The sequence below is a fragment of the Legionella bozemanae genome (assembly GCF_001648595.1).
Classification (GTDB): domain Bacteria; phylum Pseudomonadota; class Gammaproteobacteria; order Legionellales; family Legionellaceae; genus Legionella; species Legionella bozemanae.
This window is the reverse complement of sequence record NZ_LBAW01000028.1, coordinates 24,763-38,496: the sequence shown is the minus strand read 5'-3', so window position 1 is coordinate 38,496 and position 13,734 is coordinate 24,763. Positions and strand designations below refer to the sequence as shown.

The window sequence follows — 13,734 nt, the reverse complement described above, 5'->3', positions numbered from 1 at the left end:
TTTTGAGTTAAAAATACATCTCTTTTTTACTTTCATCTCTTCACTGAGGTTATCAGACCTGGTTCTCAATAGGGCCAGGATGCCCCTATTCCTTTTAATTTCACGGGACAGTTCTCGATAAGTCATCATACATTGATGTTGAATTAAACGGATTACATGAAATCTATCGGTAACTATCATCGCATTAGGAAAGTATTTTTTTACCATAGACCGATAGGTACTACTTAAATCCATACAAATCACTTTGACTCGTTCTTTCCCTGGTAACTGCTGCAGGTAGGTTTTCAAATCCTCTTCACTTCGTCCTTTCACTACATCAAATACTTTATGCTTTCTTAGGTCACAAAAGGTTGTAGCAAATCCTTCTTTCTTACTAAAGAAATGTTCATCAATACCCAATACTATCGGACAGGGTTTATTGGGTATTATCTCTTGTTAATCTACTATCTGCAACAGTCTCTAGTGTAGGAAATTCTCTTTCATTACTTATCCAACTTACAACAATCGTCATAGTGTTTCCCAAACACGGATCTTTAGGGCATTTTGCAAGAAATATTCTATACCTAAACTGTTGCATCAAGTGATTTACTTCTTAATAATAGGCGTGATCCATCTAAATATCAGAATTTTTTATATGGCTAGTGATAATGAATACAACGAATACAGTTCTGGTTATGAGCTTAAACTCTATTGCCTTAGAGTGCTTAGAGAAGCGTACAATAGAGGCGGCCCAAATGAATTACGTTTATTAAACAGGGGAAAGAAAAACCGTTATTTAAACGACGAGCTGAAGAAAATTAAAGAAGAGCTGTTGCCGCTTGCTTATTTTCTTGAAAAAGAGATTCCTATCCCGGGTGTTTCAAAAATTCTAATCCCTATAAATATTAGCAATCAGGGGTTTGATGCTCGTATATGCACGCAGGGAGAAGATGATATTTTCATTGAAGTTACGTCTACTCTTGATGGAAAAAGATCAAGCTCAATATTTTCAATCAACAAAAAACTCAAGCGAACCCCAGGTAAGATTAATAACTACAAGCCCAGAAGACGAAATCGAACGTATCAAAAACATTATCTCTCAAAAAGCAAAGAAAGACCTATATGCACGATACAAACCAATATTGCTCGTTAATCTTGCCAATCATCCTATGATCTTTTTATATGATCATGAGCTTGAATGCTTACAAAAGGAGATTAAGGATTTTGTTATTAAGAACAATATATTAGAAATATTCACGCAAGTAGTATTAATAAATATTATCCATACCAGAGATTATGTAGATACGTTTTATAAAGGAATTATAAATAACTCTCGGAGTAGTGAGGAGGAAAGAATCATTTTATTGTACTTGGCTCATGAATCATCCGTTTTAACCTAACAAAAAAGGCATTAATTGGATGGAAGGCACAAACAAAACCATTATAATTCGCATAACCATTCAAATAAAAATACAAATAATTTTAATTAAAGCCTAAATTGGCAATATATTGAATTACATCTGAAATACAAGTTTTCTCAGTCTTCCACAGGCTCCAAGATAACTATCCCGTAAAATATACCATTAATGAAACCTAGAAAAATTAACCAGATTAGTTAACTTTAAAATATCGTGTTTGACAGGATTTTAGAAATTGGGTTTTGATAAGATAGGACGAGTAAGCCTATTCCCATTTTATATACATGCCAAAAACTACGCCATTGACTTATATCTGTCTAGGATATATACTTTATTCATCAAATAAAAATAAGAAATAGCAATGATTTTTATTGAAACTCCAATTTTTACAGAAGACATGAAAGAACTATTATCTGATGACGAGTATGCTGAGTTTCAAGAGTATCTTGCTGATAATCCTTTAGCTGGAGACGTGATTCAGCAAACCGGAGGACTAAGGAAAGTTCGATGGTCATCTCAAGGCAAAGGAAAGCGAGGTGGTGTTAGAATTATTTATTATTATGTAACTCCTGCTTCACAAATAAGACTCTTACTTATTTATAAAAAGGGTATTCAAGATGATCTGACTGCAGATCAAAAGAAAATGTTACGACAATTAAATGAACGGTGGTAATCATGGATAAAAAATTATTTGAACGATTGTACGAAAGTATGACTCAGATGAACGAAATTATTGATGGTGAGCGCGTTCCTTCACGAGAGTTTGTTGTAGATGCTCTTCATGTAAAAGAGATAAGAAAAAAAACGGGCTTAACTCAAGAAAAATTTTGTCATTTAATTGATGTGAATATTGGAACTTTAAGAAATTGGGAGCAGGGGAGAAGGGAACCAACTGGACCTGCTAAGGCTTTGCTAAGAGCCATAAAAAATGATCCAGAACATGTATTGGCTGCCTTGGCAAGCTAAAATTTATAAGATTTTATTTTGATTAGATTAACGGAATAAATATGATTGAAAAAGAATCATGTCCAATAACATTTGAAATATTAGATGATTATTCCCACATTAATACGCCAAGAACTTGTTATTTAATTAGGAAAGATTGGGACGATTTTAATTTCAAAACTACATTTGATGCTATATTTATAACCGTTGAGGGCAAACAGAAAAATCTTGGTCCTGTAAGCATAGCTTCAAAAAATATGGGCCATGGATATGTTGTACTTCCCACCGATCATTTTTCCAAGTTACCAATTAACTACTGTTCCTTGGATACAATCTTTCTTAGGCATTTTAATCTTCCTTTTGACCGTCAAATCAAAGGGTTAGTCTAAACTAACTTGATTAAAATGCCCCTTTATTTGGGGTAGAGCTTGAGTTTGTCCATACTTGCCTATTTGACCACTCCATACATAATGGTGAAATGAAGAGTGTGACCAATCATGTAGGGCGTTAATAAAAACCATGATTGATTTGGATTGATTAAAATTAACTGATGGATTTGATTAAATAAACCTTGATTACACTATGCTCCATCAAGGCTACGCTTGCTGTTTGCCTTTCTAGGAAAGACCAGTCCCTGAATGCTGTGAACGTTCCCTCGTAAAATCACTGTGCATATGGGCATATACAAATTATTTATACTAATATGAACATAAAAAGGATTGTTCTTAATTAAATGGCAAACTTTAAAAAAATAAATTTGAATTTATTGTTACACTTGCATGCTCTTTTGACAGAGAGAAAAGTGAGCGCTGCAGCTGACAAAGTTTTTATTAGTCAACCTGCCATGAGTTCTTCACTTAAGCACCTTCGAGAAATATTTAAAGATCCATTATTAATTTTTGATAAAGGTGAATATTTTCTTTCGCCTGAAGCGGAGAAGCTTCTGCCAGAGTTAGAGCTATTTATGCTCCAAATCCAAAATATTTTAACTCCTAAAGAAAAATTTGACCCCAGGAAATCAAACCGAATATTTAAAATTGCTTTACCTGATTATATAGAACTACTTCTTCTTCCTTCCTTACTTACCTCATTAGAAAAATATCCTAATATTGTTATAGACATAACGATTAATGCTATGGTTGATAAGCCTGCATTATTCATCGAGAAAAATATGGATATTGTGATTGGTGCTATTGATGAAAATACAGCACTCTCCCAATTAAAAGTGAGAAAACTATTCGAAGAAAAACTTGTTTGCTTTGCCAGCAACAAAAACCCTTTGATAAAAAATCCATTGTCTTTAAATCAGTACTTAGAAAGTAGGCACCTAACATTCAGCTTTAATGAAAAACAATACAGTAGCTCTGCTGAGTTTTTGAGAAAAAAGAAATTAACTCGTCATGACGTCATGTATGTCAATAACATCCTTCCTGCAATTTTTGCAGTAGCTAATACGGAGTCAATAATTTCTATAGCTCCCAAAGTTTTAATTGATATTTTTGCAAAGCAGTTTGATTTGGCTCAACAACCTTTACCTTTTGATTTAGAGCCTATCCCAATTTATTTAATAACTCATAGGAAAGATCAATCAGATGAAGGAATTCAATGGTTATCAGCATTAGTTGCTGAAAATATTGAAAAATTAATCTTTTTATTTCCTTAAATAGAAATCTCTATTCTTACTACTTAAGTGAAGAACCCATGGCAGCTTGACGCATACAAACTTTGTCAGCTGCAGCACTATTTCTCGCTCTATCAAAAGGGTGTGTAAGTATAACAATAAACTCAAAAACACTCTTAGCTTAATCGTTGTAAACCCAACTGCTTTTTCCAGGATAAATAATTTATATAGGCCCATATAAAAAAGCAATTTTATGCACCAATCAAATGATTATAAAATAATCAATGTGGTGATATCGCAATCAAAGATATCGTTTTTTACTAAATACTAGGAATTTCCATCATGTTATACCAACTAAAAGACTTAATATACAAAGCAAGTAACGAGTTTATTAATGAGTTTACAACGCTTTCAACAGAAGTTACTGCTCTTGATCTGAGCAAAAATGGTCTTGATACCAGACTAACAGACGAATTCGTACAGGGGTTAACTTCTATTGCCCCTAAAATCAAAGAGCTATATTTAGCAGATAATTTTCTCGTTACAAAACCAGGGGCAGACTTGGCAAAAATTTTTGCAGCGATCCCTTCTAGTGTAACATTTCTCCATTTAGGCAGTAATTTATTAGGTAATAAAAAGGCTGCGGAATTAGCTGAAGCGTTTGCAGCAATTCCTGCTCATGTTACTACCTTAAGGTTGGATGATAATTTTCTTAATAATTTTTCTCAAGATGATTTACTTAAATTAAAGGGTTCTCTTACTCATGTAAAAACGTTATATGTTAGCTATACCGAAACTTTAAGTATGACAACAGAACAACGACAAGCACTAAAAATGGTTTTTCCACAAATTGAAACCATCAATCTAGTAGATCCATCAGGAAAAGTAATGGAATTAAATAACTCTTTTCCTCTAATTAACCTGGTCAGATCCTTAGGTGGAAAAACAAGCGTACCTTCATTGCTTGTCCAAGGCACTATGTTTGTAAAAAACAATAATATCGATTATCAAAAAGAAAATGCAATTCCTAGCGACTTAAAGGAATTTGTTAGCAGTATGAAATAATGTATCGCTCATCCTTGCTAAATAATTTCTTATCAAGGATGAGCTCCTTAAGTTGTTGTAATAAAAACCACAAAACAATAGCTCTTGTCACAAGTTCAGGTCAAATTGAGTTGACTTAACATTCGACTTGCATCTAATCTGTCGGTCTTTGTCCGTCGGTTTTTTCTATCTACTTTTATATAGGAATCTGATTCACCTCCTAAATCACTTAATTCGAGATAAGCGCTTTTAGCATTGGCCAGACTCATGGCAGGGTAGCTAACTCATAGTTTTCAAATTTCTAAATCGGTAAGCACTCGTTGAATATCAAACATCAAATGAATACAATGATATAAAAACATACTAATGGATAGAGTTCAAATGCGTTTACTTTTAGCTATATTCTTACCGTTTTCAGTATTTTTCACTATTGGTCGTCCTATAGCTGGAATTGTTTGTTTGATATTACAAATAACCCTTATTGGCTGGATCCCTGCTGCTTTATGGGCTGTATACTCCCTTTCGCAATATAATACAGATATGAAAATCCGCGAATATAATAAACGAAGAGAATAGCAATTGTAGCCTTGATGCGGCGAAGCATGAGCAAGGATTTTCCCACTTCCTATAGCAATTAACCTTATATCTTGTCTAGTATGGCGGGCTCGCACCTTGCTTTATTTTTAATCGAGAATGCGTAATTTATAAAGAAGGAAAATGAAGCTTTTTGAACGTGCTATTCTAGTATTATGTAGCCCAAAAAATTTAGAACGCCTCTGTGTTGGGTTTCACATGAGTATTTTTCAGTTTGGTGTGATGATATTTGCTAGTCGCAGGACTATATTTTGCTTCTGACTTACTGAAAAAAGGAGTGCTATGCAGCTGAATGGGAAATCAGGGAATGATTCTGGCATGAACCAAATTAAATCTTGGCATGCCCTTGAAATCAGTGAGGTTGCGCTATGTTTTAATGTTGATCTTTCTAATGGACTTACTTTGCAAGAAGCAGCAACAAGATTAGCTTCTGTAGGTATTAATCGAATTGAGGGACAACCGTCACGATCACCCATCCTGCTTTTTTTGACCCAGTTTAAAAGCGCTTTGATTCTCATCCTAATCGGAGCTGCTGTACTCGCTGCACTGATTGGAAACTTTAAGGATGCTTGCGTGATCCTTGCGATTGTAGTTATTAATGCTTTCGTGGGTTTCTATCAAGAATACCGAGCAGAACACAGCCTGGCTGCACTACGAAAGATGCTCCCATTAAAGACCCATGTCCGGCGTGAAGGTAAAAAACTTTCTATTGATGCCGAAGCCGTGGTGCCTGGTGATATAGTATTAGTGGAAGCAGGTGATCGACTCCCTGCTGATGGCAGATTGGTGGTTGTAGCAAACTTCGAGGTTGATGAATCGACGTTGACTGGTGAGTCACAGCCAGTCAACAAACATGTAGCTACTCTATTTGCAAGGGATCTTCCTGTAGCTGATCGGTTGAATATGGCTTATATGAATACGATGGTCACTCGCGGACGAGCAGAACTTCTTGTCACAGCAACCGGGATGCACACTGAGATGGGGAGGATATCGCAACAGTTGGCTTCGACACCAGAGACTCTCAGTCCACTACAAGTTCAGTTAGACAAACTTGGTAAACGTCTGGGCACAATAGCGTTGATGTTGATCGGCCTTCTTTTTCTATTTCAATTGTATCGAGGTGTAAACCTCACGCATGCTGTTATCGATGCCATTGCGTTGGCTGTAGCTGCGATGCCGGAAGGATTGCCTGTAGTGGTTACAGTAACTCTTGCTTTGGGTATGTATCAGATGGCACGGCACCATGCTATTGGCAAGTGTTGAGATCCTGGGCTGCACAACCGTCATTTGCTCCGATAAGACTGGAACACTTACACTCAATCAAATGACTGTGCGTGAATTGTTTTACCTTGGTAAGCTATTCAAAGTTACTGGTGAGGGTTACAGTACTGTAGGTGCGGTACTTCATGAGGGAGAGAGCTCATTACTGCCAGATATGCGGCCAGTTTTGGTGCCTTTAGTTCTTTGCAATGATAGTAATGTTGAGGATGGGAAAGTCATTGGTGATCCAACCGAAGCTGCTCTCCTAATACTCACAAAAAAGGTGAGATTTCACTCTGAACCTATACTGAGTGAATACCCGCGCATTGCCGAGATTCCTTTTGATTCGACCAATAAATTTATGGCCACGTTTCATCGTTTTGGAGAACAAATCCGAATATTTGTGAAAGGGGCACCTGATGTTCTTCTGGCTCGCTGCAGCCATTTTATTAAGGAGGATGATCACAATGGTTTGTTGAGCAGTAAGCACAAACAAGAAATAGAAGATAAGTACCGCATGATGGCATCTCGCGGGCTTCGATGCCTGCTAATAGCGTCGCGCACTTTGAAGGCCAAAGAATTTGAAACATCAGATAACTTACTGGTTTGGGTTAGTGACCTCACTTTTTTAGGCCTGATCGGACTACAAGACCCGCCACGACCCGAGGCAAAGCAAGCTATCGCCAAGTGTAAAGCGGCTGGGATTGCAGTCAAAATGATTACGGGTGACCACAGGGATACGGGTGTAGCTATTGCACATGAACTCGGTCTGCAAGGTGAGGCCATCTCTGGTATAGAGCTTGAGCGGTTGGATGAGCGACAGCTTGCCGAAATCATCAACGATATTGCTGTGTTTGCGCGAGTGTCGCCAGCTCATAAAGTGAAGATCGTGCAATCATTGCAGAATAGGGGACATGTGGTGGCGATGACTGGTGACGGTGTCAATGATGCTCCTGCCTTAAAAAGTGCAGATATTGGCGTGGCGATGGGGGTGGTTGGCACGGCGGTTGCAAAAGAAGCGGCAACTATGGTGCTCACGGACGATAATTTCTCCACAATTGTCGATGCGGTCCAACAGGGACGAATACTCTACGATAATATCCTTAAATTCATACGTTTCCAACTCTCTACCACTGTGGGTGCTATTTTGACAGTATTTTTCGCGCCTATCCTAGGATTACCGGAGCCCTTCAATCCCATCCAGATCTTATGGGTCGCACTGATCATGGATGGTCCACCTGCAGTATCCCTGGCTCTGGATGCGGGACGGCCAGGAGTTATGAACGAGTTGCCCCGGGATCGTTCGGATCCTGTATTGCCATGGGGGCGTCTGGGACGCATCCTTGTGTTCGGTTTAACAATGATGGTGGGTACACTTGGTGTGCTGTACTACGCAGTGAACAATTACAATGAGCAAAGTGCCCTGACACTCGCTTTTACCACATTTGTGCTATTCCAGTTTTTCAATGTTTTCAATGCTCGCGTTGAGAGGGGCTCGGCTTTTGTCGAAGGTTTCTTCAAAAATCGTATGTTATGGGTATCGCTCACCGCAGTTGTCATTCTCCAGTTCTTGGCAGTGCACTGGATACCTGCCCAGTCTATTTTTGGGACAACCCACTTGACCCTTGCGCAGTGGTTCGTGGCCATTGGCATCGCTTCGTCTATATTAATATTTGAAGAAGGACGTAAAGCCGCAACCCGGTGGTTTTTAGAAAGGTGAATGCATGGAAGTGAAGAGCGAGAAATTGAATATACTTTATGAGCGACAATATATTTTAAATTTGCCTTGTTTGTTGGTTCCCATTTTTTATAACATTAAAGATAAAAAATTCAATGATGAAAGAAAGAATAAGAAACAGTAGATTTTATTTATTAATAGGCGGAATTTTAAGTCTTTTTTTATTTACGATACTTATGTTTGCTGTCTATTCTCAAAGCTCATATTTATCGATTAATAATGATCTGTATTTATTAAGCAGTAAAATTCAAAAAGATTACATTTATTTACTCAGCAGTCTCATTTCACTATTTGGTAATAAATACATTATTGTGCCTACTTTCATAAGTACAGGCATTATTTTATGCATAAAGAAACAAAAATGGATAGGCCTCCATTTGATTGGAGTCATTTCAATCGCTGCTTTTCTTGCTTACATTTTCAAAAATGCAGTTGCTTATCCCAGACCAGAAATAACAACGAGCACATTAACAAGTTATGCTTTTCCCAGCCGCCATGTAACTTTATGCTCAGCGTATGTGAGTTTTCTAGCATCGCTAATTGTTCCACAAATGAAACAACGTTCGTTCGGAATAATCATTGCTGGTTTTCTCATTATAATTGAATCAATTTCTCGTATAACGCTTCAAGTTCATTGGCTATCAGATGTATTAGGTGGGGCTCTACTTGGCGTTGCTTGTGGCTTGTTTGGCGCCTATTCCTTTTTTTTAAAACCTAAAACTTCCTTAAATATCAAATTCATAGTGATAACATTATTAATAACTTTCTTAATTTATAGTTTTATTTATCTGGTGTTACATTTAATTGGAGTTAATCTGAATTAACTAGCTCATTCTATCTTTCCTGAGACATGATTGATATCATCCAGCAAGTAGCAACTGTTGTTATTCCCTTGGCTATTTTCTAACAAGTAATGCTTGACTTATGTAAATAATGTAATCAATATAATCGCATAATGAGCAAAATGTGCCTATATGGGGTGATTTTTCCAAATGAAAACTCGGCGGCCTAAAAGCTTTTATTATATCGGCTATCGATTTTAAACTTTTGAAATGGGTTCTTATTATGCACGATAAAACAGCAGACAAAATGCCAAATTTTTTTAATAACAACAGTAGTTTTTCTCAAAAAGCAGGCAAGGAACCATTAATTATTAAGGGGAGTGAATTACCGGATCTATTAAATGCCCCACTTGATAGAGATAAGAAATATCATCTCCTCATCTCCTTCATTCGTGATCATGATGCCGAATATCTAAATCAAAAAATTACGGTTAATAGCCATATAACTGATGAAAAAGAGGGACATACCCCTCCCCATTGGACAACTACTGCGACAAAAAGAGTATATGGCAATCCAGGCCCTACAACTCAAGATGAGCCATTGATGACAACCCTAGCAAATATTATAGCAACCAATGAATTAAATTTTTCTTCAACGCAAATGGTCTCATTGTTTAAAGAATTGATGGCAAAGCGAGTCGATTTTTCCACTATTGATCAGTCTCCTTATCTGAATTTAATCCACCCCAAAAGTGGCAATAATCCGCTCAAAAGTTTAATCGTATCGAGTTTTGGAGACCCCGAGCTTATTGACTTAGTGGGCGACTTCATAAGTTATATTGAGAGCAATATTGCTGGTGAGGAACGATTATTCATGATTAATAATCTGGATAATTTTGAATATGAAGCGATGCGGCCCGCTGAGTTTTTGTTGCGTTTGGGTCATGAAGATTTGGCTTTAAGGTTATATAATTTGGGGGCAAAACCGACTTCACTGGCATTCCAACTAGCCTGTGCCAGTTTTGGTACTACGCTGCATTATGAAGAGGCTATCCGCTGTATTCATTTCTTAATGAAGTCTGTCGATTTGGATGAATCCGTTTTATTGGAAGGAAAAACTTCCCTGCACAAAGCAAGCCCTGCCCAATATACCGAGATGCTTACCAGAATATCACAAATGCTGTATGAAGAATCAAAACTGAAAAGTGGACACGCAACGATTTTCGAAATGATACGAAAAGAGTACTTGGAGTATTATCAGGATACAATGAGCCTGTCGTTTCACGATTTTTGCCAAAATAAGACGAATAGGGAGCACCCGCTCATTCAAAAATATGCTCTTTTACGCATCAAGGAAGAAAACGTGGGGAATGGTTTATTCTCAGCTTATTACCGTACGGATCCTGATTGTTTAGCTAAGAAGAAATGGACTTTGCTCAAACACGATCAAAAAGCCAATAAATTACTTCTCGACCTTATTGAGTTGGTTGATAACCAACTGGAGACAACTCCCACGCTATCTTTGTCTTAAGGATCATGAATAGGCACTTTAACAGAAAATCATATATCCGAAACAATACTTTGTAGCGAAATCCGGGTTAACTTTGCCGTATCATTATCCCGGGCTTCGCTGTGCTATAACTCAATTACTTGCTATGGATTATTACGAATTTAAGTCTTTCTCCCACTATATTGCACTCTTTACAAGGCATCATCAGATTTCCTAAAAATGCTATGCGTGTAAGCTATGTCTTAGGATGGACATGGCACTAGACCTTGTTTTATCTGTTTTAAACCTTGCGCCACTTTTTCTTTACTCAACGCATAACAAAAACGTAATACATGTTTTCCTTTATCCGGATTTAAATAAAAAGCGCCTCCAGGAACCACGGCAACTTTTGCTCGTTCAAGCAACATGCGTGTCATGGTGGCATCATCTTTAAAACCCATGCGTGAAAAATCAGCCATAATATAATACGCCCCCTGGGGAACGGTCACTTCAAAACCAATGTCACGTAACTCACGAACAGTATGATCGCGTTTCTCCAAATATGTTTCACACATTATTTGATAATAATTTTCTTCTAATTTGAACGCATCGATCGCCGCATGTTGTAACGGTGTTGCAGGACACACATATAATAAATCTTGCACCAAGGCCATTTTTGCAATGACATGTGCCGGACCACTGGCATAACCTAAACGCCATCCCGTCATATTATATGTTTTTGAACATCCCGAAATCGTGATAGTGCGATCTTTAAAATTTTTTAAACTGGCAAACGACACATGTTTATAACCAGGATAAGTAATATATTCATAAATTTCATCCGTGATAACTGCTAAATTATATTGTTCTGCAATTGCGCCAATCGCTAATAATTCGTGTTCAGAAAAAACTTTGCCACAAGGATTACACGGCGTGCAAATAATTATCGCGCGGGTTTTCGGAGTAATCACTTTTTTAAGATCATCGATTTGAATGCTAAGATCATGTAAATTAATAGGTACTGCTTTAACATGAACTTGATACAGCTCCAAAATATTTTTGTGGTAGCCATAGAAAGGTTCAAACAAAATCACTTCATCGCCTGGATTAAACAAAGACATCGTCGCACAAATAAATGCGCCGGTAGAACCGTGGGTCACCAGAATTTCTGTTTCGGCATGAACTGGGATTTTATTAAACGTTTGAATTTTATTGGCAATAGCCTGGCGTAAATTGAATACCCCCTCACAAGCAGAATACACATTTTTTTCTTGTTCAATCGCACGTATAGCAGCCTGCTTGATAATCTCAGGTGTAGGTAGATCACAAATACCTTGACCTAAATTAATGCCGCCAATTTTTGCACACTCCGTGCTCGCCGCACGAATACCAGATTGATATAAGGTTTCACTTGCTTGACTTGTTTTCAGCATGTTGTTAGTTCCTCTTTGATTCTTGGTCCTGCATGTAAATAAAAAATCCCCGCCTCGTTACCGCTTGCCATTAAAAACGATGCAAGATCTCACGATGTTCAGCCGCAAAATTGTTTCTAAAAATAGGGGCATATAGGAAGGAAAGGATACCATTTAAAATTCCTACACCCAAGAAGCAAATACACAACTTACTCTTAGCATTGGCATGTTATAGTTTGCTAAAAAATGTGTGCATGTGTGTTTACTTGCAATACAAGCCTTTAATCATCTATGCTCGAAATTAATATTAATTGGAGGATATGGCCTAATGTTGGTTTCTGAAAATGTCATTACTTAATCATCTCCCAAGCTATATTGGTTGGAAGGATTTAAACCGCCATTATTTAGGATTTACTCGAAATTATTTAAAGGAAATTCGCATGCGTCAGTTATTGATTACATTGTTTATTTTTTTGCTGTCTCATGTAGTATATTGTGCGCCTGTCTTCGAAATTATCCCTCTTGGAGTCTATGGTGGTTTGAAAGATGGAAATTTATCAGCTTATTTATTAAAGACTATTGAGAGTGAAAATTATATGGCTCTTGATGGGGGTACTTTGGTGCATGGGCTTGAAGTTGCCATCAATAGACAATTCGTGGGTAGTAAAAATATTGAAGATTTGCTGCAAAGACATATTCCGGCTTACCTTATTTCTCACGCACATCTTGATCATCTTATGGGTCTTGTGATGGCGCAACCCGAATTGCGAGCGCAGCAAACAATTATGGCGCGCGAAGAAACAATGCAGGCATTGCAGAAAAATATTTTTAATTGGTCTGTTTGGGGGAATTTTGGGGATAAAGGAGAAATTCCACACTTGAATTATCAGCATTATCAAACTATGCCATTACTCCAGTGGATTGATATTCCTAATACTGATCTGCACGTAAAAACGTTCCCTTTGAGTCATGGCGGAATGGCATCAAGTGCTTTTTTAATACGTTATAAAACTGAATATCTCTTGTATTTTGGTGATACTGGTGCTGATAGCATTGAAAAATCGACAAACATGCAAAATATTTGGAAAGAAATTGCACCACTCATAAGAAATAAGCGGCTCCATGCCATCATGCTAGAGTGCTCATTTTTAAATTCACAGCCAGATGACAAATTATTTGGTCATTTAAAACCAAGCTTATTTATGTTTGAGTTGCGACAATTGGCGTCGATTGTTGATCCTTTAGATTTAAGAAACTCGCTACGAGGATTACCAGTTGTTGTTACTCACATCAAACCCAGATTAGCTGACCTTTCAAACTCTAAGGATGATTCAAGAAAGCAGGTTATAAACGAATTGTCCCAGGAAAATGATATTGGCGTAGAATTAATTAAACCTGAACAAGGCATCATGTTAAGTTTATAAGAGACACAATTTCATGATTAACTTTGCC

General features: G+C 37.3%; 13 protein-coding genes and 1 pseudogene. 12 read left to right on the top strand and 2 right to left on the bottom strand.

What is annotated here, in order from left to right; genetic code table 11:
* Positions 1 to 420, bottom strand: a pseudogene (locus A8O27_RS15845) (ISL3 family transposase); the annotation flags it as partial.
* A gap of 214 nt (positions 421 to 634) precedes the next feature.
* Here A8O27_RS15845 and A8O27_RS18820 point away from each other — a divergent pair.
* The 11 genes from A8O27_RS18820 (at position 635) to A8O27_RS15795 (ending at position 10,912) form a co-directional block, all read left to right on the top strand.
* Positions 635 to 1,132 carry a hypothetical protein gene (locus A8O27_RS18820; protein ID WP_131744488.1) on the top strand — a complete coding sequence of 166 codons (498 nt, stop codon included), beginning with the start codon at positions 635 to 637 and terminating at the stop codon, positions 1,130 to 1,132.
* 626 nt (positions 1,133 to 1,758) lie between these two features.
* Positions 1,759 to 2,070 carry a type II toxin-antitoxin system RelE/ParE family toxin gene (locus A8O27_RS15835; protein ID WP_058460900.1) on the top strand — a complete coding sequence of 104 codons (312 nt, stop codon included), beginning with the start codon at positions 1,759 to 1,761 and terminating at the stop codon, positions 2,068 to 2,070.
* 2 nt (positions 2,071 to 2,072) lie between these two features.
* Entirely contained in the window at positions 2,073 to 2,363 is a 291-nt protein-coding gene (locus A8O27_RS15830) for a helix-turn-helix domain-containing protein (protein WP_058460899.1), read from the top strand.
* Between the two features lie 41 nt (positions 2,364 to 2,404).
* A complete protein-coding gene (locus A8O27_RS15825; protein WP_058460898.1) occupies positions 2,405 to 2,731 on the top strand; it encodes a hypothetical protein in 327 nt (108 codons plus the stop codon).
* A 344-nt stretch (positions 2,732 to 3,075) separates the two neighbouring features.
* The gene (lelA, locus tag A8O27_RS15820; RefSeq protein ID WP_058460897.1) at positions 3,076 to 4,005 is read left to right on the top strand and encodes a LysR family transcriptional regulator LelA; all 930 of its coding nucleotides are present in this window, start codon (positions 3,076 to 3,078) and stop codon (positions 4,003 to 4,005) included.
* Between the two features lie 300 nt (positions 4,006 to 4,305).
* A complete protein-coding gene (locus A8O27_RS15815; protein ID WP_058460896.1) occupies positions 4,306 to 5,028 on the top strand; it encodes a hypothetical protein in 723 nt (240 codons plus the stop codon).
* Positions 5,029 to 5,373: 345 nt separating this feature from the next.
* Positions 5,374 to 5,583, top strand: a complete 210-nt coding sequence (locus A8O27_RS15810; RefSeq protein WP_259293189.1) for a YqaE/Pmp3 family membrane protein — start codon at positions 5,374 to 5,376, stop codon at positions 5,581 to 5,583.
* Between the two features lie 336 nt (positions 5,584 to 5,919).
* Positions 5,920 to 6,864 carry an HAD-IC family P-type ATPase gene (locus A8O27_RS19395; protein ID WP_235810593.1) on the top strand — a complete coding sequence of 315 codons (945 nt, stop codon included), beginning with the start codon at positions 5,920 to 5,922 and terminating at the stop codon, positions 6,862 to 6,864.
* Positions 6,845 to 8,581, top strand: coding sequence for a cation-translocating P-type ATPase (locus A8O27_RS19390; protein ID WP_235810592.1), 1,737 nt, complete (start codon positions 6,845 to 6,847; stop codon positions 8,579 to 8,581). Before A8O27_RS19395 ends, A8O27_RS19390 begins: the two co-directional genes overlap by 20 nt.
* Positions 8,582 to 8,694: 113 nt before the next feature.
* Positions 8,695 to 9,423, top strand: coding sequence for a phosphatase PAP2 family protein (locus A8O27_RS15800; RefSeq protein WP_082642501.1), 729 nt, complete (start codon positions 8,695 to 8,697; stop codon positions 9,421 to 9,423).
* A gap of 241 nt (positions 9,424 to 9,664) precedes the next feature.
* Positions 9,665 to 10,912, top strand: a complete 1,248-nt coding sequence (locus A8O27_RS15795) for a hypothetical protein (protein ID WP_276330986.1) — start codon at positions 9,665 to 9,667, stop codon at positions 10,910 to 10,912.
* Positions 10,913 to 11,133: 221 nt separating this feature from the next.
* Here the strand turns inward: A8O27_RS15795 and A8O27_RS15790 are convergent, their stop codons facing one another.
* A complete protein-coding gene (locus tag A8O27_RS15790; protein WP_058460893.1) occupies positions 11,134 to 12,303 on the bottom strand; it encodes a pyridoxal phosphate-dependent aminotransferase in 1,170 nt (389 codons plus the stop codon).
* A 419-nt stretch (positions 12,304 to 12,722) separates the two neighbouring features.
* On the opposite strand from A8O27_RS15790, the gene A8O27_RS15785 reads away from it, so the two are divergent.
* Positions 12,723 to 13,706 carry an MBL fold metallo-hydrolase gene (locus tag A8O27_RS15785; RefSeq protein ID WP_058460902.1) on the top strand — a complete coding sequence of 328 codons (984 nt, stop codon included), beginning with the start codon at positions 12,723 to 12,725 and terminating at the stop codon, positions 13,704 to 13,706.
* Positions 13,707 to 13,734 lie beyond the last annotated feature (28 nt).

Excerpts from the sequence above, each read along its gene's own strand:
- A8O27_RS18820 (WP_131744488.1), top strand. The coding sequence starts at position 635 with ATGGCTAGTGATAATGAATACAACGAATACAGTTCTGGTTATGAGCTT.
- A8O27_RS15800 (WP_082642501.1), top strand. The coding sequence starts at position 8,695 with ATGATGAAAGAAAGAATAAGAAACAGTAGATTTTATTTATTAATAGGC.
- A8O27_RS19390 (WP_235810592.1), top strand. The coding sequence starts at position 6,845 with ATGCTATTGGCAAGTGTTGAGATCCTGGGCTGCACAACCGTCATTTGC.
- A8O27_RS15795 (WP_276330986.1), top strand. The coding sequence starts at position 9,665 with ATGCACGATAAAACAGCAGACAAAATGCCAAATTTTTTTAATAACAAC.
- A8O27_RS15815 (WP_058460896.1), top strand. The coding sequence starts at position 4,306 with ATGTTATACCAACTAAAAGACTTAATATACAAAGCAAGTAACGAGTTT.
- A8O27_RS15810 (WP_259293189.1), top strand. The coding sequence starts at position 5,374 with ATGGATAGAGTTCAAATGCGTTTACTTTTAGCTATATTCTTACCGTTT.
- A8O27_RS15790 (WP_058460893.1), bottom strand. The coding sequence starts at position 12,303 with ATGCTGAAAACAAGTCAAGCAAGTGAAACCTTATATCAATCTGGTATT.
- A8O27_RS15835 (WP_058460900.1), top strand. The coding sequence starts at position 1,759 with ATGATTTTTATTGAAACTCCAATTTTTACAGAAGACATGAAAGAACTA.
- A8O27_RS15825 (WP_058460898.1), top strand. The coding sequence starts at position 2,405 with ATGATTGAAAAAGAATCATGTCCAATAACATTTGAAATATTAGATGAT.
- A8O27_RS15830 (WP_058460899.1), top strand. The coding sequence starts at position 2,073 with ATGGATAAAAAATTATTTGAACGATTGTACGAAAGTATGACTCAGATG.
- A8O27_RS19395 (WP_235810593.1), top strand. The coding sequence starts at position 5,920 with ATGAACCAAATTAAATCTTGGCATGCCCTTGAAATCAGTGAGGTTGCG.
- A8O27_RS15785 (WP_058460902.1), top strand. The coding sequence starts at position 12,723 with ATGCGTCAGTTATTGATTACATTGTTTATTTTTTTGCTGTCTCATGTA.
- lelA (WP_058460897.1), top strand. The coding sequence starts at position 3,076 with ATGGCAAACTTTAAAAAAATAAATTTGAATTTATTGTTACACTTGCAT.